The 24,354-nt window shown below is 40.8% G+C and carries 30 protein-coding genes; 28 read left to right on the forward strand and 2 right to left on the reverse strand.

Annotated elements, in window-relative coordinates:
* Positions 1 to 72 precede the first annotated feature (72 nt).
* The 5 genes from VA249_RS05830 to VA249_RS05860 all read left to right on the forward strand — a co-directional run bounded on the left by VA249_RS05830 (position 73) and on the right by VA249_RS05860 (position 3,345).
* Positions 73 to 504, forward strand: coding sequence for an NUDIX hydrolase (locus VA249_RS05830; protein WP_221069292.1), 432 nt, complete (start codon positions 73 to 75; stop codon positions 502 to 504).
* A 156-nt stretch (positions 505 to 660) separates the two neighbouring features.
* The gene (locus VA249_RS05835) at positions 661 to 1,083 is read left to right on the forward strand and encodes a hypothetical protein (protein ID WP_171052044.1); all 423 of its coding nucleotides are present in this window, start codon (positions 661 to 663) and stop codon (positions 1,081 to 1,083) included.
* A 299-nt stretch (positions 1,084 to 1,382) separates the two neighbouring features.
* Entirely contained in the window at positions 1,383 to 1,712 is a 330-nt protein-coding gene (locus VA249_RS05845) for an NUDIX domain-containing protein (RefSeq protein ID WP_225927116.1), read from the forward strand.
* Positions 1,713 to 1,846: 134 nt separating this feature from the next.
* Positions 1,847 to 2,434, forward strand: coding sequence for a hypothetical protein (locus VA249_RS05850; protein WP_050917578.1), 588 nt, complete (start codon positions 1,847 to 1,849; stop codon positions 2,432 to 2,434).
* A gap of 158 nt (positions 2,435 to 2,592) precedes the next feature.
* Complete coding sequence (locus VA249_RS05860) at positions 2,593 to 3,345, forward strand: class I SAM-dependent DNA methyltransferase (RefSeq protein WP_221069325.1); 753 nt, start codon at positions 2,593 to 2,595, stop codon at positions 3,343 to 3,345.
* Between the two features lie 621 nt (positions 3,346 to 3,966).
* Here the strand turns inward: VA249_RS05860 and VA249_RS05865 are convergent.
* On the reverse strand, positions 3,967 to 4,269 hold the full coding sequence (locus VA249_RS05865; RefSeq protein WP_221069327.1) for a hypothetical protein: 303 nt from the start codon (positions 4,267 to 4,269) through the stop codon (positions 3,967 to 3,969).
* Between the two features lie 796 nt (positions 4,270 to 5,065).
* Between VA249_RS05865 and VA249_RS05875 the strand changes: the two genes are divergently transcribed.
* The 7 genes from VA249_RS05875 to VA249_RS05915 all read left to right on the forward strand — a co-directional run bounded on the left by VA249_RS05875 (position 5,066) and on the right by VA249_RS05915 (position 9,971).
* Complete coding sequence (locus VA249_RS05875) at positions 5,066 to 5,587, forward strand: GNAT family N-acetyltransferase (protein WP_221069329.1); 522 nt, start codon at positions 5,066 to 5,068, stop codon at positions 5,585 to 5,587.
* Between the two features lie 120 nt (positions 5,588 to 5,707).
* Entirely contained in the window at positions 5,708 to 6,130 is a 423-nt protein-coding gene (locus VA249_RS05880; RefSeq protein WP_221069331.1) for a GNAT family N-acetyltransferase, read from the forward strand.
* A gap of 572 nt (positions 6,131 to 6,702) precedes the next feature.
* Positions 6,703 to 6,960: a type II toxin-antitoxin system Phd/YefM family antitoxin gene (locus tag VA249_RS05885; protein WP_005448240.1), complete on the forward strand. Its 258-nt coding sequence runs from the start codon at positions 6,703 to 6,705 to the stop codon at positions 6,958 to 6,960.
* Positions 6,948 to 7,250 (forward strand): type II toxin-antitoxin system RelE/ParE family toxin, encoded by a 303-nt coding sequence (locus VA249_RS05890; protein WP_221069333.1) that lies wholly within the window; start codon positions 6,948 to 6,950, stop codon positions 7,248 to 7,250. The genes VA249_RS05885 and VA249_RS05890 overlap by 13 nt, the downstream gene beginning before the upstream one ends.
* Before the next feature lie 224 nt (positions 7,251 to 7,474).
* Positions 7,475 to 7,978: a hypothetical protein gene (locus VA249_RS05900; protein WP_221069297.1), complete on the forward strand. Its 504-nt coding sequence runs from the start codon at positions 7,475 to 7,477 to the stop codon at positions 7,976 to 7,978.
* A 111-nt stretch (positions 7,979 to 8,089) separates the two neighbouring features.
* Positions 8,090 to 8,905 (forward strand): DUF4393 domain-containing protein, encoded by an 816-nt coding sequence (locus VA249_RS05905; protein WP_221069335.1) that lies wholly within the window; start codon positions 8,090 to 8,092, stop codon positions 8,903 to 8,905.
* A 733-nt stretch (positions 8,906 to 9,638) separates the two neighbouring features.
* The gene (locus VA249_RS05915; RefSeq protein WP_221069302.1) at positions 9,639 to 9,971 is read left to right on the forward strand and encodes a 50S ribosome-binding protein YggL; all 333 of its coding nucleotides are present in this window, start codon (positions 9,639 to 9,641) and stop codon (positions 9,969 to 9,971) included.
* Between the two features lie 126 nt (positions 9,972 to 10,097).
* Here the strand turns inward: VA249_RS05915 and VA249_RS05925 are convergent, their stop codons facing one another.
* Positions 10,098 to 10,757, reverse strand: a complete 660-nt coding sequence (locus tag VA249_RS05925; RefSeq protein WP_221069337.1) for a DUF3800 domain-containing protein — start codon at positions 10,755 to 10,757, stop codon at positions 10,098 to 10,100.
* Between the two features lie 855 nt (positions 10,758 to 11,612).
* Here VA249_RS05925 and VA249_RS05935 point away from each other — a divergent pair.
* The 16 genes from VA249_RS05935 to VA249_RS06040 all read left to right on the forward strand — a co-directional run bounded on the left by VA249_RS05935 (position 11,613) and on the right by VA249_RS06040 (position 24,304).
* Positions 11,613 to 12,131 (forward strand): hypothetical protein, encoded by a 519-nt coding sequence (locus tag VA249_RS05935; protein ID WP_221069339.1) that lies wholly within the window; start codon positions 11,613 to 11,615, stop codon positions 12,129 to 12,131.
* Positions 12,132 to 12,260: 129 nt separating this feature from the next.
* Positions 12,261 to 13,136 carry a DUF6602 domain-containing protein gene (locus VA249_RS05940; protein ID WP_017097816.1) on the forward strand — a complete coding sequence of 292 codons (876 nt, stop codon included), beginning with the start codon at positions 12,261 to 12,263 and terminating at the stop codon, positions 13,134 to 13,136.
* Positions 13,137 to 13,282: 146 nt separating this feature from the next.
* Complete coding sequence (locus VA249_RS05950; RefSeq protein WP_221069830.1) at positions 13,283 to 13,696, forward strand: lysozyme inhibitor LprI family protein; 414 nt, start codon at positions 13,283 to 13,285, stop codon at positions 13,694 to 13,696.
* 156 nt (positions 13,697 to 13,852) lie between these two features.
* Positions 13,853 to 14,479: a hypothetical protein gene (locus VA249_RS05955; RefSeq protein ID WP_225927104.1), complete on the forward strand. Its 627-nt coding sequence runs from the start codon at positions 13,853 to 13,855 to the stop codon at positions 14,477 to 14,479.
* Between the two features lie 153 nt (positions 14,480 to 14,632).
* Entirely contained in the window at positions 14,633 to 15,010 is a 378-nt protein-coding gene (locus VA249_RS05960) for a hypothetical protein (RefSeq protein ID WP_017191301.1), read from the forward strand.
* A gap of 133 nt (positions 15,011 to 15,143) precedes the next feature.
* Positions 15,144 to 15,536, forward strand: a complete 393-nt coding sequence (locus VA249_RS05970; protein WP_108654715.1) for a hypothetical protein — start codon at positions 15,144 to 15,146, stop codon at positions 15,534 to 15,536.
* A 147-nt stretch (positions 15,537 to 15,683) separates the two neighbouring features.
* Positions 15,684 to 16,436, forward strand: coding sequence for a class I SAM-dependent DNA methyltransferase (locus tag VA249_RS05980; protein WP_221069343.1), 753 nt, complete (start codon positions 15,684 to 15,686; stop codon positions 16,434 to 16,436).
* 142 nt (positions 16,437 to 16,578) lie between these two features.
* Positions 16,579 to 17,055 carry a GNAT family N-acetyltransferase gene (locus VA249_RS05985; RefSeq protein WP_005500215.1) on the forward strand — a complete coding sequence of 159 codons (477 nt, stop codon included), beginning with the start codon at positions 16,579 to 16,581 and terminating at the stop codon, positions 17,053 to 17,055.
* A gap of 210 nt (positions 17,056 to 17,265) precedes the next feature.
* On the forward strand, positions 17,266 to 17,532 hold the full coding sequence (locus VA249_RS05995; RefSeq protein WP_221069345.1) for a hypothetical protein: 267 nt from the start codon (positions 17,266 to 17,268) through the stop codon (positions 17,530 to 17,532).
* 172 nt (positions 17,533 to 17,704) lie between these two features.
* A complete protein-coding gene (locus VA249_RS06000) occupies positions 17,705 to 18,268 on the forward strand; it encodes a pyridoxamine 5'-phosphate oxidase family protein (protein WP_221069347.1) in 564 nt (187 codons plus the stop codon).
* A 181-nt stretch (positions 18,269 to 18,449) separates the two neighbouring features.
* Entirely contained in the window at positions 18,450 to 18,836 is a 387-nt protein-coding gene (locus VA249_RS06010) for an NUDIX hydrolase (RefSeq protein WP_010648800.1), read from the forward strand.
* Between the two features lie 693 nt (positions 18,837 to 19,529).
* On the forward strand, positions 19,530 to 20,162 hold the full coding sequence (locus VA249_RS06020; RefSeq protein WP_221069349.1) for a hypothetical protein: 633 nt from the start codon (positions 19,530 to 19,532) through the stop codon (positions 20,160 to 20,162).
* Between the two features lie 149 nt (positions 20,163 to 20,311).
* Positions 20,312 to 20,989, forward strand: a complete 678-nt coding sequence (locus VA249_RS06025; protein ID WP_221069351.1) for a hypothetical protein — start codon at positions 20,312 to 20,314, stop codon at positions 20,987 to 20,989.
* Positions 20,990 to 21,143: 154 nt separating this feature from the next.
* A complete protein-coding gene (locus tag VA249_RS06030) occupies positions 21,144 to 22,025 on the forward strand; it encodes an NAD-dependent epimerase/dehydratase family protein (protein ID WP_221069353.1) in 882 nt (293 codons plus the stop codon).
* Between the two features lie 149 nt (positions 22,026 to 22,174).
* Positions 22,175 to 22,963: a hypothetical protein gene (locus VA249_RS06035; RefSeq protein ID WP_221069355.1), complete on the forward strand. Its 789-nt coding sequence runs from the start codon at positions 22,175 to 22,177 to the stop codon at positions 22,961 to 22,963.
* Positions 22,964 to 23,467: 504 nt separating this feature from the next.
* Entirely contained in the window at positions 23,468 to 24,304 is an 837-nt protein-coding gene (locus VA249_RS06040) for a DUF2971 domain-containing protein (protein WP_221069357.1), read from the forward strand.
* Positions 24,305 to 24,354: the final 50 nt, after the last annotated feature.

Genomic DNA, 24,354 nt, shown 5'->3' on the forward strand with positions numbered 1-24,354 from the left:
AAGGTGGTGTGCGGAAACATCGTATTGCGTTGCTCACCACTTAAGCGGGCGTTATATGCACGGGAGAGTTCAGTGGAAGAAAGAATCCGAAAAAGGGAAGTCAAAGTCTGTCCTGTAGTGCTCAGAAAATCAGGAAATTATCGTGAACTACTGTTGTTTGAACATCCATTAGCTGATGTTCAACTGGTTAAAGGCACACTAGAGCAGTCGGATATTTCTATCGAAAGTGCCGCCTTGAGAGAATTGGAAGAAGAATCAGGACTATCCTGTGTATCGAGCACACACTATCTTGGCAGCTGGGAAAGCGGTTATCAAAATCATTTGTGGCATTTTGTGCTTTGCGAAATAGACCACGAACTACCGCATAATTGGAGTTTCTTTACTCAAGATGACGGTGGGCATGAGTTCAGTTTCTTCTGGCATAATATAGGAAGTAAGCCCGATTTTAAGTGTCATAAAGTATTCACTGACGCCATTAAACAAGTCGAAATTCTGTGCATATAACAAAGCGTTTAAGACGGATTCGCAACGCTTGGCATTTTTGGTTTGATTCAGTTTTAGTGTTTACGGCACAATGGTTTAGGTTTTGTGGTAGCGTTGCTCACCACTTAACGCGGCGTTATACGAAATCGTGTTAATTTCCACCCTAGTAACTATTAAATGGCTATAGCAGCGAGAAAAATGCGAACAGTGTTAAGAATAGTAATTTTGTTGTCTATCTCTTTTGCGAACGTGGTTAGTGCAGAAAGTACAGTTGAATGTAAGTTCACTAAATATATGCGCTATGCGAATGGGCACGCAATTGATCCAGATTACCTTCAAATAGAGCAGTTTCTAAAGATCGTTAAAAACAAAACATCAAATGATACGCTGGACTTGGATGGGGCTTTGAGAGCTGTGAACAGCGATAAATGGTTTATCGAAGACTCTTACAACCTTTTCTACACTGGCAATCGGGGCGAGGTCCTGACCATTATAACGGGACGTGAATCAAATGATTTGTTCGATGCTCAGTTGATCAGTTTTGGAGTCAAACGTGGGTCAATCACGGAGCTTAAAGGGCTGTGTAGCGTGGAACCTTAAGAAATTTCGTATAACAAACTGTTTAAGAGTGATTCGCAACGCGTGGCATTTTTACTATGCGTTGGCTTTAGTGTTTAAGGTGGTATGCGAGAGCTTCGGTATTGCGTTGCTCACACCTTAACAGGGCGTTATGCCACTTTTACTTTACTTCTCATGGATGAGGATAGAATTAGATGCAATATGGGATTCAGCATCACATAGAAGTTACGGCAAAAGCTGCTGGAGCTGTGATTTTCAATCAGCACAATGAAGTGTTATTGGTTCAAGAGCTAACCGGCTAAAAGAAAGGTCTATGGCATATACCGTCAGGAAGCGTTGAATCTACAGAGTTTCCTCAAGAGGCAGCGGTCAGGGAAATTGCAGAAGAAACGGGTTTAGAAGTTGCTTTAGAGAACTACTTAAATACCTATGCAGGACGTTTTGATGATGGTGAATTAGTATTACGTCATGTCTGGGTTACAGAAGTTAAAGACCAAGTCATATTGCCGAAATTCAACCATGAAATAGGTCGTGCAAAGTTCTTCTCGTTAGCTGAAGTGCGGGATTTGTATGCTCAATCGAAGTTGCGGATGCACCATACATTTTTAATGATCAATGATGCTTATACACAGCGGGAAAAATTGGCATAACAAACTGTTCAAGAGGGATTCGCAACGCGTGGCATTTTCACTATGCGTTGGTTTAAGTGATTAAGGTGGTGTGCGGCGGCTTCAGTATTGCGTTGCTCACCCCTTAACAGGGCGTTATGCATTAATGAGGTTACATGAACGATATAATAATTGCGGCTATGTCTATAGTTGGTGTTTTAATTGCGTTCGTACTTGGTGAAAGAAAGTCAGGCAGAGAACAAAAAAAGTACAAAGAAAATCTATGGTTAGAGCTGGAAGATATCAGAGAAAGCCTTGAATCTATACTTGATAGTTTGCTCGATGAGTTTAGGCATCCTGTTCGTAACAGCCGAGTAAAGCCATTAGAAATAGATTGGGGCTATTTAAACGATTTGCAGAAAGGGCTTGGTGCAGATATTCCTTTTCCTATTAGAAAAGCTCTAAAAGAAATTAAGTTACACGATAAAGTCGTGAAAAGTGTAATAAACAAGAAGAACGACAACGCTAAACAACTAGAAAATGGCAAAGTACTAGTCAATTCTCAACTATCAGCTAGAGCCATACTAGAAACGAGCAAGCTTCTATATGTCATTTTTAAATTATTGGAAGTAAGGGATAATTATAAGCTTGGTACCGATCTTGATGTTCAAGACGTCATGCGTTCTTTGTTCAATACAATAGATCAACATCGTGAAATATCGGATGCGGAAATTGAACGTATTTATAACAGTGCACCACGGTAGAAAATGCATAACAAACTGTTTAAGAGTGATTCGCAACGCGTGGCATTTTCACTATGCGTTGCGTTTAGTGTTTAAGGTGGTATGCGGCGGTATCGGTATTGCGTTGCTCACACCTTAACAGGGCGTTATAGCGCATTCATGCTCAAGGAGAAGAGTCGTTGAAACAAAGCAAGAGTGAATTTTGGTCAGGCGAGGAATATGATGCACAGTATGGTGAAGATTATGCTAATGAAATCTCATTTCTACGTGACATATTAACTTCCCAACAAGCGTCATCGCTTCTAGATGTGTGTTGTGGAACAGGCATCGTCACGATTCCTTTATCCAATGAGGCTTCTCATGTAGTAGGCATAGATTTTTCAGGGGCAATGGTCGAGTTCGCTATAGAAAAATCCGCAACGATAAACAATATTTCATTCTATGGAATGGATGCGACCAATTTCGATATAGGCACCAAATTTGATGTAGTCTCTATGACTGGTAATGCGTTTCAAGCATTTATCTCTGATGCTGACTTCTTGTCCATGCTAAATCAGATTAAAAATCATATGGGTAACAATGGTACATTCATTTTTGATTGTCGGCTTCCATCCCCAGAGCATCTAGAAGTAACCAGTGGTTATGAGTATTGGTCTTCATATATAAGCCCAAAGGGGGGAAAAGTTAAAGTGTACGGCTGGGACTGTGTACACCCTCATTCCAATGATACGATGCTTCATCACATCCGTAGGGATTACGAAAGTGGTGAGCAATACCATAGTGAAATAGAGCTCAAATATCGTTCAATAGATGAGATCGTTAACTGTCTAGAAAGTGCTGGCTTACAGCTAGTAGGACATTATGCCGACTGGGAAAAGACCCCTTTTACTAAAGTATCAAATAGTATCGTGGGTGTTGTAAGAGCGCTATAACAAACAATTTAAGAGGGATTCCCAACGCTTGGCATTTTTGCTTCTACTTCAATTTTAGTGTTTATGGCACAATGCCTTAGGTTGGGTGGTAGCGTTGCTCACCCCTTAATTGGGCGTTATTTCCGCAACGGATCTCTCAGGCTGAATGTACGTGGTTGTAGCCTAAGAGTGAAAGTGGCGGGGTAATAGGGTGGAAAAGCGGCGAAAAGGGCGAATATTGGTCATTTCCATGCTAGCCTTAAAGCGCTTTAAGCGCACCTTAATATGGCGCAGCAATTAAAGAGTGACGCTAAAGCGATTTAAGGTAGTGAGCTGCCAAATACTTCGGCTTCGATTTTTGCCTGCATACCGAAAATTTCTCGTCATATCAAAAGATTAGGCGTAAACATAGCCGACTTTAGTTGCGGAATAACAAGACGTTCAAGCCGATTCGAAACGCATTGGGGTTTTAGTGCCCAAATAGGCACGGCTTTATCAGAGTTTATTTTAGGTTAGGGTGGATCTGCGTCTCTCACACCTTAACTGCGCGTTAGTCGCCAGAAAAAGCTAGCAATCAAAATCATGTTTCTGAGCTTAAAATTTAGCAGCAGTTTGTTTGGTACACAGACTCATCGTCGATCATTAGAACTTAGTTTTAGCTGTTTTGAGTCTAAAATTTTGCAAGTGTCTTAGCGATTGTTTTGTTCTTTGGTGCTGACAGAACAGGGCAATCGAGAGTTTGTTTTTGGTTGCAACTCCGCTCGGTGAGTTTGTTGGTACAAAAGCCGATTTACTCGCTGAAATGACGTTTTCTCTGGTGTGGTAAGTTCCACGTGGTTTCAGTGACTTTGTTGAAAGTCCGCACTGTGAGATTGGCTTTCCAAAAACGCTTTTTGGTGTTGTCAGTCCGTTTTCTACGGCGTTGTTTGTTCCAAGTGGTTTCATTGAATAGCTGCTTTGCGACTACGCCTGACTTAAATGCATCAAAGCACATAAAGTTTGTTGTTCGCAAAGTTTAGTTCGGCTTAAAATTGTCGCTCGGTGCCTCGCGACTAACAAACTGCTCAAGAGGGATTCGCAACGCGTGGCATTTTTACTATGCGTTGAATTTAGTGATTAAGGTGGTATGCGGCGGCTTCGGTATTGCATTGCTCACCCCTTAGCAGGGCGTTAGTACGGGTTTGACATCAAAGGTCATAAGTTTTGGTGTTAATCTGTTTTGGCGCTCGTATTTACACCTTTCAGTTAGTGCCTTTCACGTTCTTTCCGGTGGCACTATATGCGAAGTGTTCGCTTTGATTTCATCGTTTACGGCCTCTAACTCTTAGCCTATTTCTTTGGTGCTTCTTCATTTTCGTGGTGGCTTTTGAGAGAACCTTGATGACATTTGGTGTGGCTGTTGAAGTACGAGGAAAGAATCCTTTTCTAATTTGAAGCCAGTGAAAGTAGGGCAGTTCAGTGCGTTTTTCTTCTAACCAACTTTCGTTTTTCAATCGAGTTTAACTTTTGTAGCTGCCCGTCTCACTTCAGTGCTCAAAGCCTTTCATATCATGCTACTTTTCAATATCTTGGAGCGCACAAATAGAAGTAGCGCATGTACTAACAAATTGCTTAAGAGTGATTCGTAACGCGTGGCATTTTTACTATGCGGTGGCTTATGGTGATTAAGGCGCTGTGCGGTAGCTTTTGTATTGCGTTACTCACACCTTAGCAAGGCGTTAGCCCTTTTCGAGGAAACGATATGGAAATCCTGCAAGAAATTGACGTTTCAGAATCGCATCATAAGGCAATCGAAGCGTTAAGAAATCAAGCTTTCCCAGATAGCCAAGTAAGTCGCTCTTACTTTAAACAGTTACCTCATATGCGTGCTCTTCATTTTCAAGGTGAACAGTTGGTTGGCTATCTTGGACTGGACTACCGAGCCGTGAGCGTCGGTGGGGAAATACATAAGGTTCTGGGCGTAATCGACTTCTGTGTTGATGAACGTTATCGAGGGCAAGGTATTGGCTCTTTTATGTTGTCAGAAGTATCGGCATTTGCCGAAACTAAAGACGTTGATTTTATAATCCTCATATCTGAGTTAGATGATTTCTACTCTTCAAATGGCTTTAACAAAGTCCAGTGCATGCAGTCTTGGTTAAGGCTTCACGAGCACACCAACTTTGGAGTTGCTGTAGAGCATGTTGATGAACTGTATGTGAAACCACTCAGAGATAAGCAGTGGGGTGTTGGACATTTTGATTGGCTAGGTTATATGTACTAGTCAACCACAGGGCTAACAAAGCATTTAAGAGTGATTCGCAACGCTTGGCGTTTTCGCTTCGCTCAAGTATAGCCAAGCGCTGCTCACACCTTAATGCGGCGTTATGCAAATGGAGTGAAAATGAGAATTTTTGAAGCCGATAGCTCTATGAAAGACGCTGTTGGTCAATTCTATAAAGAGCAGGGCTATCATAGCGCTTGGTCTAATACTGAAAGAGCATTTATCTGCCTCAACGATGGTGCGATTATCGGCTCAGTGAAAGTTGAGCTTATCAATGACGTGACGATACTCAGGGGCATGTACATTGCGAGTGAGTTTCAAGGTCAAGGTTTAGGACTTCAATTTCTTAAGCTCATTGAGCCTGTTTTAAATTTGCGTACCGCCTATTGTATGCCACTTGCTCATGTAACAGATTTCTACAAGCATATTGGCTTCAATGAGGTTGAAGAAAGTCAGTATCCGGAGTTTCTACAACAACGTTGTGAAAAGTATCGTGAAATGGGGTATTCGATTACAACGATGCGTCGTGAAAAATTTGCATAACAAAGCATTTAAGAGTGATTCGTAACGCTTGGCAGTTTCGCTTCGCTCAAGTATAGCCAAGCGTCACTCACACCTTAATGCGGCGTTATTTCCGCAACGGATCTCTCAGGCTGAATGTACGTGGTTGTAGCCTAAGAGTGAAAGTGGCGGGGTAATAGGGTGGAAAAGCGGCGAAAAGGGCGAATATTGGTCATTTCCATGCTAGCCTTAAAGCGCTTTAAGCGCACCTTAATATGGCGCAGCAATTAAAGAGTGACGCTAAAGCGATTTAAGGTAGTGAGCTGCCAAATACTTCGGCTTCGATTTTTGCCTGCATACCGAAAATTTCTCGTCATATCAAAAGATTAGGCGTAAACATAGCCGACTTTAGTTGCGGAATAACAAGACGTTCAAGGCGATTCGAAACGCATTGGGGTTTTAGTGCCCAAATAGGCACGGATTTATCAGAGTTTATTTTAGGTTAGGGTGGATCTGCGTCTCTCACACCTTAACTGCGCGTTAGCCGTCATGGAGCTTGCTATACTCAAAGTGATAGAATAGTATCACTTTAGTATTCCTTTGGAGCAGCTCTCATGAAAGTAGAACTAGTTACATCACTCAAACGTCAAGCAACTAAGATCCTCGCCGATCTCCACGACACCAAAGAACCAGTGTTAATTACTGAGCATGGTAAGCCATCTGCGTATCTAGTTGATGTTGATGACTACGAATTTATGCAAAATCGTTTAGCTATTCTTGAGGGTATTGCACGAGGTGAGCGTGCACTAGCTGATGGTAAAGTTGTAAGTCATGATGAAGCCAAGGACAAAATGTCAAAATGGCTGAAGTAATCTGGACTGAACCAGCGTTATCTGACCTCAATGATATCGCTGAATACATCGCACTTGAAAATATCGTAGCTGCAAAGCAGTTAGTACAAACGATCTTCTCCAAAGTCGAACGCCTACAAACTTTCCCAGAGTCAGGTCGTATTCCACCCGAGCTAGAATATTTAAGTTATCGTGAAGTTGTCGTTAATCCATGTCGTGTTTTCTATAAACAAGACGGTGACAAAGTGTTTATTCTGTTTGTTATGCGTGCAGAGAGAGATTTGCGTAAGTTCTTGTTGGGTAAGCAATAGCCTTTGGGAATGAGCGGCTAACAAACTGTTTAAGAGTGATTCGCAACGCGTGGCATTTTTACTATGCGTTGGTTTTAGTGTTTAAGGTGGTATGCAGGGGCTTCAGTATTGCGTTGCTCACACCTTAACAGGGCGTTAGCTTAAATCCGTCTAATTCGCCAATATGCTACTGAGTTTGTATTGGCTATAATACGTGGATAATGTTGAAACCTAAGGTCAAACGTATGAAAAAAATTCTACTTTTTTTGTTTACTTTATCCGCCAGTTTTTCGGTGTTAGCTGCTGAGACTATTCATAAAGATTGGGTTATTAATACTGATAGTAACGATTACTATTACGCCGCAACTATTAATAAAAGTGGTCATGTTTTTGGGAAGTATTGTTATTTTGAAGATCAGCAGTGCCTATTTTTAATTGGTGTTGATATAACTTGTACAAAAGGTAATAAGTATCCAGTGTTAGTAAATGCCGAATCAGGGTCTCTAAATCTTAATCTCGTTTGCGGAGATCAGGTAGGCAATCAGAATGTGTTGATCTTTGATAACTTCGATCAGGTTGAGAGAACCGCTAAAGAAAGTAGTCAATTTGGGATCGCTATTCCAATGGAAAGTGGGCACTTTAAAGTATCTCGCTTTAGTCTATCTGGCTCTGCTTACAGTTTAGATACAATGACGAATGAGGCAGAGAAGCGAGTATCGTCATCAAATGTGGATAGTGAGTTACTTTAAGCTAACAAAGCATTTAAGAGTGATTCGCAACGCTTGGCATTTTCGCTTCGCTCAAGTATAGCCAAGTGCTGCTCACACCTTAATGCGGCGTTAGAGTGATAAGGAAAAAGTATGTCCAGTGATAATGATAATAACAATGTTAATTCAACTATAAACGCGGTTACTGGCTTAGTTGAGGCTGTTCCTGTATATGAAGATGCAATACAACCAGCAGCTAAAGAAATAGGTAAGGCATTAGGCACGTTAGCAAAAACTGTTAACGTAGCTCTTGCTCCTGTATCGGCTTTGGTGTGGGGGTACGACAAAATAAAGGATTTTGTGGACCATAAAGTATCCGCAAAACTTGAGAATACACCAGCAGAAAACATCGTAACTCCTCCTGCTCATGTTGTGGGACCTGCATTGGAATCATTGCGTTATACAGGTTCAATTGAAGAGTTGCGAGATCTATATGCAAACTTAGTGGCAGCGTCTATGGACAGTCGGACGACCGAAAATGCCCACCCAAGCTTTGTAGAAATTATTAAACAGCTTTCAACGGAAGAAGCGAAGATATTAAGTCAGTTGCAAAAAATTGGTTCAGAGCCTCTGGTAACAATTAGAAATAACCGAGCAGATGGTTCAGGTGGTCAAGATCAGTTTCGACATTTCAGTTTGCTAGGTGATAGGGCAGGTATAGACTCAAACAAATTGCCAAACCATTTTGATAACCTTGCTCGCTTAGGCTTGATTGAAATCCCTGAAAATTATGTGCTAATTGGTGAAGTGTATAAAGAGTTAGAAGAGCATCCATTCACTAAGGCAGTTATTGACTATGTGGACGCTCTACCCGAACGAAAATCAAGAGTTGACCGTAAAACACTGATTGTGACTTCATTAGGACGTCAGTTTATAGATACTTGTGTAAAAGAACATAATGTGGGCTAGGTGAAACATCACTCTAACAAAGCATTTAAGAGTGATTCGCAACGCTTGGCAGTTTCGCTTCGCTCAAGTATAGCCAAGCGCCGCTCACACCTTAATGCGGCGTTAGTTTGCAAGAGGAAAAACGCAGCTATATCGCAAGATCTAGTGGTAAAAGCTCAAAGTTCAAGTTGTCGTATTGGCTTTCAATTTTAGGGTTAACTAGCGTGGTGAAAATCCAAAATTGGCATCGTTTCAACGGTTGATTTGTTCTTTGGTGGGGCGACTTTTGGGTTAACTGAGTAGAACTTTTTTGCTGAAACTCTGCTCGTTGAGTTTGTTGGTACAAAAGCCGATTTACTCGCTGAAATGATGTTTTCTCTGGTGTGGAAAATTCACGTGGTTTCAGTGACTTTGTTGAAAGTCCGCATTGTGAGATTAGTTTTCCAAAAGCGCTTTTTGGTGTTGTAAGTTCGTTTTCTGCGGCGTTGTTTGTTCCACGTGGTTTCATTGAGTAGCCGCTTTGAGACTACGCCTGGCTTAAGTGCATCAAAACACTTAAAGCTTATTGTTTGCAAAGTTTAAAATAACGTAAAATCAACGCTTTGGGTTTGCAAGCTAACAAACTGCTCAAGAGGGATTCGCAACGCGTGGCATTTTCACTATGCGTTGATTTTAGTGATTAAGGTGGTTTGCGGCGGCTTTGGTATTGCGTTGCTCACCCCTTAGCAGGGCGTTATATGATATGGGTAGAAATATGAAGAATCAAAAAAGTAAACGTGTAAGAAAAAAGTTATTTTTAGATGAGTTTGCCAAATTCGGCGTTCAAGTTAAGTTTCAGTTTGATTATGAGGATGCTCAAGATAGTGAACTGTTTTTTGATGATTTTTTTACATTTCTTGGGGATCAAGATTTAACATTTTACGGTGGTCATTCAAAAAATGACTTCAGTGCAGTTGTTCTTTCCCAAGGTCGCTATACATCGATAACAGACAAAGAGCGTACGGAAATAGAGAATTGGTTAAATACACATAAATTGTGTTCAGATGTAGTTGTTAGTGAAGTTGTTGACCTCAAAAATATCATATAACAAATTGTTCAAGAGTGATTCGGCACGCGTGGCATTTTTACCATGCATTGGCTTTAGTGGTTAAGGTGTTATGCGAAAGCATAGGTATTGCGTGCCTCACACCTTAACAAGGCGTTATGTTTTTAATCAGAAAAACAGCGTGTTGTAACTAATTTTGGAAGAGAGGATGCGCCAAGGTTCAGAGTTTGAGTCTTCAAAGTGACCTTGTACAATGCCTGATAGCATATCTGCAAACTGCAAGTTTGTACAAGCAGAGCTATCAAGAGGTTGAGTCTTTAATACAGTTGAGACGGATTCTTGAAACCAAAGTTCAGTTTGTAAATAGTCATGTAAGCTATTGCCACTTTCTACTTTTACGCTTCGAGGGTCGGGAATAAAAGTAACATTGTCAAAAAGCTTCATGTGTTTAACTAATGATAAACTAATCATGTAGTTATATAGCTTATTGGCATCAGTTCGAATATGCGCTTGGACGTTTTGTTTGCGTACAGTAATAGATACATACTTGATGTCGTCAGGATTGGCTTCAACAAGTCTTTTAGCACGAGTTGCAAATTCGGTACGCTCTTCAATAGTCATTTCTGACCATTTCTTTTCTACTTTCGGATCCCATTTAAACTTTTGATAAAGTTTCTTTATCATTCGTTTTGGCAAATGCTTTTTTTCAGGGCTTACAATGAGACTAGCAATGGTTAAATATCTACTGGAACCGCCTCTACGATAAGGACTGTCAAAAGTCCAACCTAGGTCACCGCTTTCATCGAGGTAAATGTTCGTAGATGTCATAATAGTCTGTAGTATAAAGGAGGTGGGTGTGTGAACCCTAACACCGACGTTCTTACATAACGCTTACGATACCGAGGCGTCGCGGCAACGTTAGGCTTTACTCACACGCCGCAAAGTATGTATGACAGGAGTTCAGTTGTCAATAAAAACATAACAAACTGTTTAAGAGTGATTCGCAACGCGTGGCATTTTTACCATGCGTTGCGTTTAGTGTTTAAGGTGGTATGCGGCGGCATCGGTATTGCGTTGCTCACACCTTAACAGGGCGTTAGGCAAAGGGCAAAAAAGTTCTTAGTTCTAATCTTCTGGTTCCCTCTGGCCTTCCGTTTTTTCGTAATCGGCAATTCAGCATTGTCGGCTCAAATTCTTGAATCCCTCTAACCGTAAAACATGCCAAATTTCGTGGGTTGTCTCATTGGCTTTTAGTGTCGGTTGGCTGCGAGTTTCACTGGCTTAAAGTTTGGAAAGGGCAAGTTAATCGAAGCTTTCATTTTGTTGTTATTTCGCAGCTTTTAGTTTCTCTGGCTCAAAAGCTACTTTGTCGCTGATAAGTCGCATTTCGTGGTTGCTGAAACCTAGGCTGTAACATAGCGACTTCAGTGGTTCTTGAATCAAAAAAAGTCAGTGGGTAATTGGTTGCTTATCGTGTTTAATGTATCCTGCTTTCAAACCAAGTTAGTGAGTGCGCAGGAAAATTTGCCTAACAAGCAATTTAAGAGGGATTCTCAACGCTTGGCACTTTCGCTTCTACTTCAGTTTTAGTGTTTATGGCACAATGCTTTAGGTTTGGGGTAGGCGTTGTTCACCCCTTAATTGGGCGTTAGCTATCCTCAAGTGACTCAGGAATTTGAATAGATGCAAGAAAAATTGGATATTGTAGGCAACAAGTTTGAAGCCCCAAAGATTGAGCAGTGGTTAGCTAGAGATAAAATTATGCTTGAGTTGAATCGCATTGCACTTGAGCAGGCAAGAGATTCTGTAGGCAAAGGTGAAAACTATTTGTTTGGGAAACATGAGGGTGGTTATTTTCAACATCAGCACTTGACATGGGAGTTAGAAAACTGTTTTCGCTGTGGAAACTGGCTAGCTTCAATATCAATCGCTGCTGCCATGGTTGAAACATTTTTGCACAGTTACCTCAATAAGGGAAAGAATTCGCGTCAACTTCTCGAATCAATAAACTTCCCATGTATGGATCTGTATAAAGAGTTAATCGATATGCGCAATTCGATTATGCATTTGAGAAATACTAAATTCCAACAATCAGCTTATAGCTTATCGGACGAAGAGCTTTATGAGCATGCTACAAAATTCATGTGGCTTGCATATTTTCTAAAAGACTATGTTCTGTTTTACTCACATAGCAATGAATAGCTAACAAAGCATTTAAGAGTGATTCGCAACGCTTGGCGCTTTCGCTTCGCTCAAGTATAGCCAAGCGCCGCTCACACCTTAATGCGGCGTTAACTGTCATTGGCAACATTTTGGAAAGTTGAAGAAAGTATGAAAACACTTCGTATTGGCGATATTTACGAAAAAGAAGCTCAAGACTTGCTGAACAGCAAAAGGTCAGTATCTATTGTTCATGCAACAGGAGATATAGATGCGAGTGGGGACGAACTTGAAATTCCAATCCGTAAGTTTCTCCGAAAGCGATTACCCGAAAAGTACTATGTTGGGCATGGGCATATTGTAGACAAGAACTTAAATATCAGTGCACAGTTTGACGTAATTATAGCTGATTCTAGTGCTACACCGATTTTATATGACACTGAAAATGGTACTGAGTACTTTCCATACGAATCTGTTTACGCTATCGGTGAAATAAAATCCACGTATAACAAAAACAGTAAGCAAATAGTTAATTTTTCCAACTCAATTGATACGCTAAAAAGCCAAATGGTTCGCGAGGCTGTCAATAAGCACTATATTGGACATGGAGTTCAATTAGGAGAAGAGTTTGGTATTTCAGGTGTCAAAGATATCAGAAATAACTTGTTTAACTTCATGGTTTTTGGAGGTTCAGGTAACTGCACGACTGCAGATGTGAGAGCACAGCTAGCCCAAAATAATCGTAATAGCAATCCAAACGTAATGTGCTTTCTGGATGGTGCCATCGTTACTCAGCTAGAAACCGACAATCAGGGTAACCCGATTAGCTCATATGTATTTGAACCTTGGGATGAGCAAATCATCAAAACTAAACTGGCTAGATTGAAATACACTCATGACAAAAAGTCAGGTATGGCTTTAGCTGTGTTGTTACTTAGTTTATCCAACCATCTATCTAAGACTCTCCTAAAATCGCCTAACATGACTGACTACTTAACAACGATGCTTGCGGAATCTAGTGCGGAGGGAGAGGTAGTCGGTATCTAATGACAGTTAACAAACTGTTTAAGAGTGATTCGCAACGCGTGGCATTTTTACCATGCGTTGGTTTTAGTGTTTAAGGTGGCATACGGGAGCTTCGGTATTGCGTTGCTCACACCTTAACAGGGCGTTATGTGCTTTCGGAGAAAACAATGAAAAAGAGTCTAATCATAGCCTTAGCTAGTCTTTCATTTGGCGCCCTTGCTGATGAGGAAGTTATTGATTGCGATACCGCGTTTACAACAATCGAGGTAAATCAGTGTGCCGCTATTGAGCTTGATGCAGCGAAAACTGAGCTAGAGAAATACCTAAAGGCTAGCTTTGACCATAACTCGTTTGACCCAGAGTTAGTCGAAGCGATGAAGCTAGCTCAAACGGACTGGCAAACATATATGTCCTCACATTGTGATTCGGTATATACACAATGGCGTGATGGAACTATTCGTGGTGTCATGGGTATATCTTGCAAAACTAAGCTAACTAAGCAAAGAACGCATGAATTGTGGGAAAATTTCTTAACTTATATGGACAGCACGCCACCAGTTTTACCGGAACCAAGTTTGTAGTAAGAATTCAACCACGCACATAACAATAAATTTAAGCAGATTCGCAACGCTTGGCACTTTTGGTTTGAATCAGCTTTAGTGTTTACGGCACAATCGGTTAGGTAGGTGGTAGCGTTGCTCACTACTTAATTTGGCGTTATGCAATTGGAGAAGAAAGTGGGTAATGAGCTAATTAAAACAATCAATAGAAAAGATGGTGTTGATGCTGCTTTAGACTTAACAGAAGCTTTTTTAGATACGAAGATTAGTGATGAGTTGCTCGGCAATATTCCTCTATTAGGGCTGATAGTAAAACTCAAAAACTTCGGATGTAGCATTAGCGATTACTATTTCATTAAAAAGCTACAAAAATTCGTATTCCACCTCGGTGAAGTATCTACAGTTGAAAGGGATGAGTTCTTCCGAAAATTATCTGAAGACTCCGAACATCAAGCTAGAGTTAATGATAACTTATTGCTGTTGCTGAACGCATCAGATGATATTGAAAAGCCTTCATTGATAGGGACGGTTTTCTCTGCTTACGTACGTGGTACTGTGAATTATGAATACTTTATGCAGTTTTCATCTGCGGTTAACAGCTTAAATTGTTATCAGTTGAAGTTACTCAAAGAGCAGAGTGAAAGGCAAGTCGCTAGATCTGTTGGTCATGCTCTAGCATCTCATGGACTTGTAATTGTATCTGTACCTACATTAGCCGGTTCTTCTACACCTAATTACTATTTAAACGACGAAGGCGCATTGTTTCTTCATTGCTTATTTGGTTCCGTGTTTGAATGGGAGTAATTGCATAACAAGCAATTTAAGAGGGATTCACAACGCTTGGCACTTTTGCTTCTACTTCAGTTTTAGTGTTTATGGCACAATGCTTTAGGTTTGGGTGGTGGCGTTGTTCACCCCTTAATTGGGCGTTATGCGACCCAGAAATAGGAGTTTCGAGTGGAAGAAATAATTGATCAGTTAGTTGCTCAGGGCTATGAAGTCTCTGGTAGCAATTCAAGTATTCGAGTGAAAATGGGGGCATTAACGGGTAAGGCGATTATTCGGAAAAGTGCCTATTCAAATACTTTCGTGGTGTCTACTCATACTTGGACTCAGCTTATCGCTTTGACGCTGGCACTTTTTTCAATTCTATCGTCGCTTTTTAGTCAGTGGGGGCAGCCAGAGTTAAGTGGCGCAATGTGGTTTAGTTTTTCGGTTGGCATTCCCGTAGTGATAATGGGTTTTGTATCCGCAATTATTGCTGAAATTCATTTGCAGCCCGTCCGCCAGATCGTAAGAATGGCAAATTCAAAGCTATCATCACCAGTCGCATAACAATCTGTTCAAGAGGGATTCGCAACGCGTGGCATTTTTACTATGCGTTGGTTTTAGTGCTTAAGGCGGTATGCGGCGACTTCGGTATTGCGTTGCTCACCCCTTAACAGGGCGTTAGCTGGTAGGAGGTTATATGGAAATTAATACCGACTTTGAGAAGATGAACTTTCATGATGTATCTATCAAAGATGTCTCCAGAACTGACTCCAAGATTGTCATCGCTCTCAGTGGTATTTTCATCAGCAAAGAGCACCCAAGTTCAAATGGAAGCGATCTAATTGTTCAAAATGGGGTGATGACTCTATACAACGTATCCAATGAAAAAAGTCTCACCTGGTTAAATAGTGTTGCACCTATCAGCCACGAAACGCCAGAGTACCCAATTGATGAAATCATGAATGCGAAGTTTGATGGAAGCACATTCCACTTTGATGGCTTTAAGGAAACGATGCCTTGGCATGAGTGGTTTATTCAGGCAACAAGTTTCAATTTGGTCGTCTCCGATGTTGTGGAGACAACCAGCTAACAAATTGTTCAAGAGTGATTCGGCACGCGTGGCATTTTTACTGTGCGTTAGTTTTAGTGGTTAAGGTGGTATGCGGGAGCTTCGGTATTGCGTGCCTCACACCTTAACAAGGCGTTATAGCGCATTCATGCTCAAGGAGAAGAGTCGTTGAAACAAAGCAAGAGTGAATTTTGGTCAGGCGAGGAATATGATGCACAGTATGGTGAAGATTATGCTAATGAAATCTCATTTCTACGTGACATATTAACTTCCCAACAAGCGTCATCGCTTCTAGATGTGTGTTGTGGAACAGGCATCGTCACGATTCCTTTATCCAATGAGGCTTCTCATGTAGTAGGCATAGATTTTTCAGGGGCAATGGTCGAGTTCGCTATAGAAAAATCCGCAACGATAAACAATATTTCATTCTATGAAATGGATGCGACCAATTTCGATATAGGCACCAAATTTGATGTAGTCTCTATGACTGGTAATGCGTTTCAAGCATTTATCTCTGATGCTGACTTCTTGTCCATGCTAAATCAGATTAAAAATCATATGGGTAACAATGGTACATTCATTTTTGATTGTCGGCTTCCATCCCCAAAGCATCTAGAAGTAACCAGTGGTTATGAGTATTGGTCTTCATATATAAGCCCAAAGGGGGGAAAAGTTAAAGTGTACGGCTGGGACTGTGTACACCCTCATTCCAATGATACGATGCTTCATCACATCCGTAGGGATTACGAAAGTGGTGAGCAATACCATAGTGAAATAGAGCTCAAATATCGTTCAATAGATGAGATCGTTAACTGTCTAGAAAGTGCTGGCTTACAGCTAGTAGGACATTATGCTGACTGGAAAAAGACCCCTTTTACTAAAGTATCAAATAGTATCGTGGGTGTTGTAAGATCGCTATAACAAACAATTTAAGAGGGATTCCCAACGCTTGGCATTTTTGCTTCTACTTCAATTTTAGTGTTTATGGCACAATGCCTTAGGTTGGGTGGTAGCGTTGCTCACCCCTTAATTGGGCGTTAGGTGCTTGAAGGAAAAGGTAAGTATGGAAATTGCTTTTCAGCAGATAAACATTGATGATTTCGAATTGTGCGTTGCTGCGAGAAAAGATGCATACTTTTGTAGTTTTGGGCATTACGATGGTTTCGACGACTTCATCAGTGGTTATCGTGAACGAGTATTAGACCGGCTAGCAACATCAGGATGGTTCTATATCCATATATTTGTGGATGGTCAGTTTGCAGGGCAGTTAGAGTTTCGTAGCTTTTCACCCGAGCCGGAGACTGGCTATGTGCATCTCATTTACTTAAAGCCGAATTTTCGTGGTTCAGGACTCGCTGCAAAATTGCAGGATTATATTGTAAGCGCGTTGAGTACAGCGGGTTGTTTGCGTGCTGTACTTTCAGTAAGCCGAACTAACCATAGAGCTCTCACATTCTACAAGCGCCATGGTTGGGAGTTCGTGCGCAAGAATCCCAAGCACGATGAAACCGACTTTTACCAACTTTGGCTACGCACCTAACAAACTGTTCAAGAGGGATTCGCAACGCGTGGCATTTTCACTATGCGTTGGTTTTAGCGATTAAGGTGGTATGCGGCTGCTTCGGGATTGCATTGCTCACCCCTTAACAGGGCGTTAGGCGCTTGGTTTAAAACGTAAGATCAAGCTCTTGGAAGCTGTGTCTTAAATCATTGATAATGTGTCCAAACTATCTAGTAACTGAGTTTGTATATGGAAACCTCAAAAGAAGAACTTCTAGCCTTATTAACGAAAGAGTGCGAATTGTACTCGTCTATTCCTACAAGTGAGCAACAGCAAAAGCAGGATAAAAAGCACTTTATAAATGGTTTGATGACTGCTTGCCGAGTTGTCGGTATCAGTTTTGAAGAACTGAACGCGATAATAGAATTGATGCCTCAACAGCCAAAGTTCAAAGATATAGATGAGCAGTTGTCTATCCCTACATATGTACCGAACAAAGTTGAGATTCAGTTATAAAAGGTGGCTACGCGCCTAACAAACTGTTCAAGAGGGATTCGCAACGCGTGGCATTTTTACTATGCGTTGGTCTAAGTGGTTAAGGTGGTATGCGGCGCCTTTGGTATTGCGTGCTCACCCCTTAACAGGGCGTTATGCCTTTTATCGAAAACTAACATGGAGGTTAATCGTTTTGGGTAAGCAATTTTCAGAGTTATCCGATAAACACATTGAATTTATTGGACAGCAAAAAATCTATTTTGTAGCTACCGCTGCAGAGAGTGGTAGTGTGAATTTGTCCCCTAAAGGTGGAGATTCCTTGCGGGTTATAAACCCAAAGCAAATAGCTTGGTTGAACCTTACAGGAAGTGGTAATGAGTCAGCATCACATGTCATTCAAAATCCAAGAATGACCGTTATGTTTTGTGCTTTTGAGGGCTCTCCTCTAATCCTTCGAGCCTATGGTAAGGCTACTGTTTTGCATTCTCAAGACGATAGTTGGGGTAAGTATGCACCGATGTTTCCGGAAAGTGTTGCTGCTAGACAAATCTTTGTCCTAGACGTCGATTTGGTACAGTCTTCCTGCGGAATGTCAGTTCCTTACTTTAGTTATGAGGGAGACAGGGAAGACCTAGCTAATTGGTCAGAAAAACAAGGTACAGAGGGTATAGAAAAATACTGGCTTAAAAAGAACCAAAAGAGTATCGATGGTTTTGAAACTGAAATAGCTAAAAGGTCTGGCTTGGACGTAGAGTAATCGAACAAAATCGCTCTAATCACCACAGGCATAACAAACTGTTTAAGAGTGATTCGCAACGCGTGGCATTTTTACTATGCGTTGTGTTTAGTGGTTAAGGTGGTTTGCGGAAACATCGGTATTGCGTTGCTCACACCTTAACAGGGCGTTATGTGTATTTAGATGAACAAGGAAAGTTTACATGAAAAATATTGCAATGGGCGTGGTCGTAAGAGATGGAAAAGTTCTTATCCAAAAGCGCTTCAGACGAGGGCAAGGGATGGTATTTGAATTCCCAGGCGGTTCTATTGACCCTGGTGAGTCAGGTAATCAAGCAGCAGTTAGAGAACTGTGGGAAGAAACGGGACTGCAAGGTTTAAAGCGACTCGGTAGTCATCAAGCTAAAAATGATTTTGGTGGTGAAATTCATTATGTTGTTTTACGCGCGGGTAATGATACTGAACCTCAGATGATTGATGAGGTAAGGCAGCAAACTTTCTTTTGGCTTGAGCCAAGTGCAATTCCACTTGGTGATTTTTATCGAGCTGATATCGAATTTATAGAGAATCACTTAAGCCAATACACATAACAAATTGTTCAAGAGTGATTCAGCACGCGTGGCATTTTTACCATGCGTCAGGTTTTGTGGTTAAGGTGGTATACGGAAGCTTTGGTATTGCGTGCTTCACACCTTAACAAGGCGTTAGTACGGGTTTGACATCAAAGGTCATAAGTTTTGGTGTTTATCTGTTTTGGTGTTCGTGTTTACACTCTTCAGTTAGTGCCTTTCACGTTCTTTCCGGTGGCACTATATGCGGAGTGTTCGCTTGGATTTTACCGTTTACGGCTTCTAACTCTTAGCCTATTTCTTTGGCGCTTCTTCATTTTCGTGGTTGCTTTTGAGAGAACCTTGATTACTTTTGGTGTGGTTTTTGAAGTACTAGGAAAGAATCCTTTTCTAATTTGAAGCAAGTGAAAGTAGGGCAGTTCAGTGCGTTTTTCTTCTAGCCAACTTTCGTCTTTCATCTGGGGTAAAGTTTTGTAGCTGCCCGTCTCACTTCAGTGTTCAAAGCCTTTCATATCATGCCACTTTTCAATATCTTGGAGCGCATAAATAGAAGTAGCGCATGTACTAACAAATTGCTTAAGAGTGATTCGTAACGCGTGGCATTTCTACTTTGCGGTGGCTTATGGTGATTAAGGCGCTGTGCGGTAGCTTTTGTATTGCGTTACTCACACCTTAGCAAGGCGTTAGGGCTATTCGATAATAATTAGGTTAGGTATGAATAAAGAAGAACAAACTAAGAAATTGCACTCAGTTGATAATGTTGATGTTAAGGATAATTCGGGAGCGTCAGATGATGATATCAAGGAGAACAATAGTACAACAATCAGCTCCAGTAAGCAGAACTCGGAAGCATATGAAGAAAAAAGAAAGATATTAAGCTTATTTATGTTATTCAGCCTTTTGTTGATGATTCTGACTAGTGTTTCTATAGCCAATCGTGGTATCTATCAGATAAACGAAGAAACGCTAGTTATTATAAATCAAGCGTTTAATGCATTAGTGGTTCTGCTGATCCCATTTCTGCTAGGGGCTGTTGGCGCTATTTCACGAGTTCTGATGTCTGGAATTAGTGTTGCCAAGCAAGTTTCTTTGATCATTTCTTCTGGATTTATGGCAACATTTTCTTGGATCGGTATTAAAAGTGGTGTGTTACTAGCAATTGTTGCTCCTCATTTAGAAAAGCAAGGTGTAGAGCCTACTGTGATTGGTGATACTCCTAGTAATTTTTATACGATGGCGTTGGTTGCGATTTTTGTGGGGATGTTTTCTTCTAACTTATACTTGTTCATCAACCAACGTGTAGAACAGTTGACAATGCAAGCACAGCAGTCGAAGTCGGAAAAATAGCCCTAACAAAGCGTTTAAGACAGATTCCCAACGCATGGCATTTTTCATTCCATGGTTGGGTTTTGTGTCTACGATGCAATGGTTTAGGTTTGGTGGTAGCGTTGCTCACTACTTAACGCAGCGTTATAGCGCTCCAATGGATTAGGTACATGGAAAAATTTACGAAATATTGGTTTAGCTTTTTTAGTTTTGCGTTAGGGACTGCTGGAGCCATCATTTTAATGTCTGCCTATGTAGACGACCGTTCAGCATTTAGCCAAACATTATCTGATATTGGCGCATTTGGAAGCTTTCTCGGAGGTTGTGCTACAATTATCGCCGCAATAGCGGCAGTTATTGGTGTGAATAGTTGGATAAACCAAACTAAGTTAGGTCCTTATCTCGCTTATATATGGGATGCGAAAGTAACCTTAAGAAGAATTAATAGCCAAAACATGAAGTGGTATATTTACAAATATCATGCGAGGCAAGTAATTTCCGCATCTCATGAGGACAAAGAACAAATAAATCAGTTAATCACAGACTGCAAAAACCAATTAGAGATTGAGTTTTCCGCGTTAGAAAATCAATTTGATCATATAGACCAAATTATTGATAAAAAAGACTACCTTTGGGCAAATCGGTTCTCTCAGTACAAAAGAGCTTGGCAAAACATCGATACTTACCTCACTGAAAATCCTCAGCCAGAGTTTGATGAAACAGATTTGAAGGAACTTCTAAAGGATAATTCTGAGTTAGTTAAGTTAAATAACCATTTCAGCGAAGGTTACGACTTTCTGTGTAGCCAACTGGATGCACTAGAAGAGAAGTACACAAAAGCGCTATAACAAAGCGTTTAAGACGGATTCCCAACGCTTGGCGTTTTCGGCATACTTTGAGTTAAGTGTTTATGTCACAATGGTTTAGGTAGGGTGGTTGGCGTTGCTCACCACTTAACGCGGCGTTAGCTGCTTTGAGGTTAATCATTAGTAAGGTGTCGTAATGAGAATTTTGGTAACAGGCTCTGCGGGTAGAGTCGGGCGTGCAATCTATATTAAATTAATGCGGACACATGAAGTAGTCGGCATTGATAAAACACCTTGCTCAACAGCCGATTACATTGGTGATATCCGTGATAGTGCTCTGATTGATGGGGTTCTCGAAAATATTGATGTCATCGTTCATACTGCGGCTCTTCATGCTCCTCATGTTGGTTTAGTACCTGATTCAGAGTTTACATCTATCAACGTAGATGCGACTGAGAAATTGGCTTTGGCTGGCGTGAAAGCAGGTGTTAAGCACTTTATTTTTACCAGTACAACTGCGTTGTATGGCTATGCTTCGACACCTAAAAGTATTGCGGGTTGGATTGATGAGGAAGTCACCCCTCAACCCAAGTCGATTTATCATAAAAGTAAAATTGCGGCTGAAACTAAGCTAGAAGAAATTTCAAACCTGTTTCAGCTTCCAGTGACTGTGCTGCAAATGTCGAGATGCTTTCCTGAGCCTGCGGATTTAATGGCTGTATTTCGCCTGACTCGTGGTATTGATGCTCGCGATGTAGCAAATGCTCATTTATGTGCTGTGGAAAAACGCTTAAGCGGTTTTAATCGTTTTATAATCTCAGGCTCAACCCCTTTTCATTTTTCTGATTGTGAAGCTCTATATACTGACGCTGGAGCTGTTATCAAACGTAAGAGCCCAGAAATCGCGCTAGCATTTCAACAAAGAAGTTGGCAATTACCTCAAAGCTTAGATCGCGTATATGATTCGTCGTCCGCACGTGAGAAATTAGGTTGGTCGCCTATACATGGTTTTGAAAGTGTTTTAGAAATGCTAGATACTGAAACCGCTGAAGTATTACCAGTTTTGAAACGCAGCTAACAAAGCGTTTAAGACGGATTCCCAACGCTCGGCATTTTCGGCTTTCTTCATTTTAAGTGTTTATATCACAATGGTTTAGGTAGGGTGGTCGGCGTTGCTCACCACTTAACGCGGCGTTAGCTCTTACGACATCCAAACTGAGGTGGAATATGTTTAGTAATCTTCTTGATGACGCTGCTCCTTCGCAAAAAATATGGACACTGTTTAAAGTGTCCTCCAAAGAGCGGCTAGAACAGATGCAAAAAGGACTAATCTATATGAATAGTCTTGATTATTTTGCTTCACTTAAGGATGAGAGTAGTGGCATGGATACTCGGGCTGATCCGCATGAGAATGTTCATGGTGTGGCTAGAGCTATCAAAAAAAATAAACTCATTCTTGAGATTGATGGAAAACAGTTTGATTTAGGTAAAAAAGCAGTCGCTAGTATTAAATATGACAATACTAAGAACATATTCATTTTTTCTATGGGGTGTGTTGCAGATAATGAAAATGGAAAGGTGACGGGCGAAACGGATGAGGGAATTGTTTTTGATGAGCGGTTTAAAGAGTTTGGTGATCATATACTGATAATTACAAATCCTGTTGAATTTGTTAAACGCTACGTTAAAGCCTTAAGAAGTCGGAAAGGTATATTTAAGCCTGAGTTTCTGCACAAAGGCTTGGGGAGAGTTACTTATAAACCACTTTATGGTTACTCAGGTCCTCTAGGTGTTTACAGCAAAGATCATCGTTTTGATTGGCAAACAGAATATAGGTTAGCGATTGGTGCTGAAGATAAGGCACTCAACAAAAGGGGAGCATTAGAGCTTCATGTTGGTGACTTGTCTGATATAACGCAAATAAGTACTTTACAGTCTGTTTTAGATGCGCCTGTTAAAATGAAACGCACCAAAGTACATATAATTGGTGATAGAGCCTTTGCACTTAAGAGCTAACAAACAATTTAAGAGTGATTCAGCACGCCTGGCATTTTTGGTTTGGATTGAGTTTAGTGTTTACGGTGGTCAAATTAAGTGTCATGGTCGCGTGCTTCACACCTTAATTGGGCGTTAGCCGCTGTTCATATTTAATGTATTTTTTTTCCGAGGTTTGACGAGCGAATTCGGCTTTTCATAGCCGGTGATTTGTGTCTGGTTTTCTCAATAAATGAGTTGTGTGATTTTGGCTTTTCAAACAACTAAGTCAGCAGAAACAACGTAGGTTTGTGTCCAGTGTCTAAACCTTCATTGCCGTGTTTGAATTCATAGCTAAGGGGTTGTTTCTTGGTTGTCTAAACAAGAATGGTTTCGGCATATTATGCTGTGTTTTGTTTTTATCGTCGGTTGGCGGCAAGCCGCGAGAGTGCGGCTCAAGGGCTAACAAAGCGCTAAAGAGGGACTCAAAACGCGTGGCGTTTTTCGCCCCTTAGCTTGGCGTTAGCTCTCTTCTGGAGAAAGACTTTGAAATTACAATACAATATTAATGATGATTATATTAAATTCATAGCATCCGCAGATGCGCTGTTCCATTTCACTCGCAAAGAAACAGCTTTGGAGCATATTCTGTTTAATAAAACTCTTCGGATGGGAGAGTTTTCAGGTACTAATGACCCTCAGGAGTATAAGCCTAAGTTAACGGATGCTGTTGGGTGGGGATGGGAAGAACACCATGACAAAAAAGTTGATGAAGCTACACTCCTAATAGACCAGTTGTTAAGAGAAAAATCCAAATTTATATCACTTTGCCAAAATGATATCGTCGATGGTAATTTGCGTTCTCACGGTGCTCTTAAATCTAGAATGTGGGCTCAATATGGTGATAATCACAAAGGCGTATGTATCGTTGTTTCCAAATCTAAATTAATTAATCAATTGAAAATGCAACTTGAATCAAATTATCAAGTTGGTTACGGGGATGTTCGGTATGAAGAACCAGATCTAAATCGTAATATACCTTGTTTAGATATAGATGGTTCAGAACTAGATAGTCTCTCAGCTAGTGAAATTGCAATAAGCTTCGTAAATCAGCATGTTGAGGAGCTTTTCTTTACAAAGCAACCAGACTACAAAGATGAAATGGAGTTTAGGTATGTTGCAATACCTACGTCTTTGGAATCAACATCAGCTCCAATTTACATAGACCTATTGCAATGTGTACATTCGATAATTCTTGGCGACGCTTTTCCAAAAGTTTACAAGCCTACAATTTTGAATCTAGCGCATGAGTTATCAATTCCGATAAAAAAGTTACATTGGGAGCATCATGCATATATTTTGCTTAGTTGGGACAAGAGCTAACAAACTGTTTAAGAGTGATTCGCAACGCGTGGCATTTTTACTATGCGTTG

It is taken from the genome of Vibrio alfacsensis, from assembly GCF_019670485.1.
GTDB lineage: Bacteria > Pseudomonadota > Gammaproteobacteria > Enterobacterales > Vibrionaceae > Vibrio > Vibrio alfacsensis.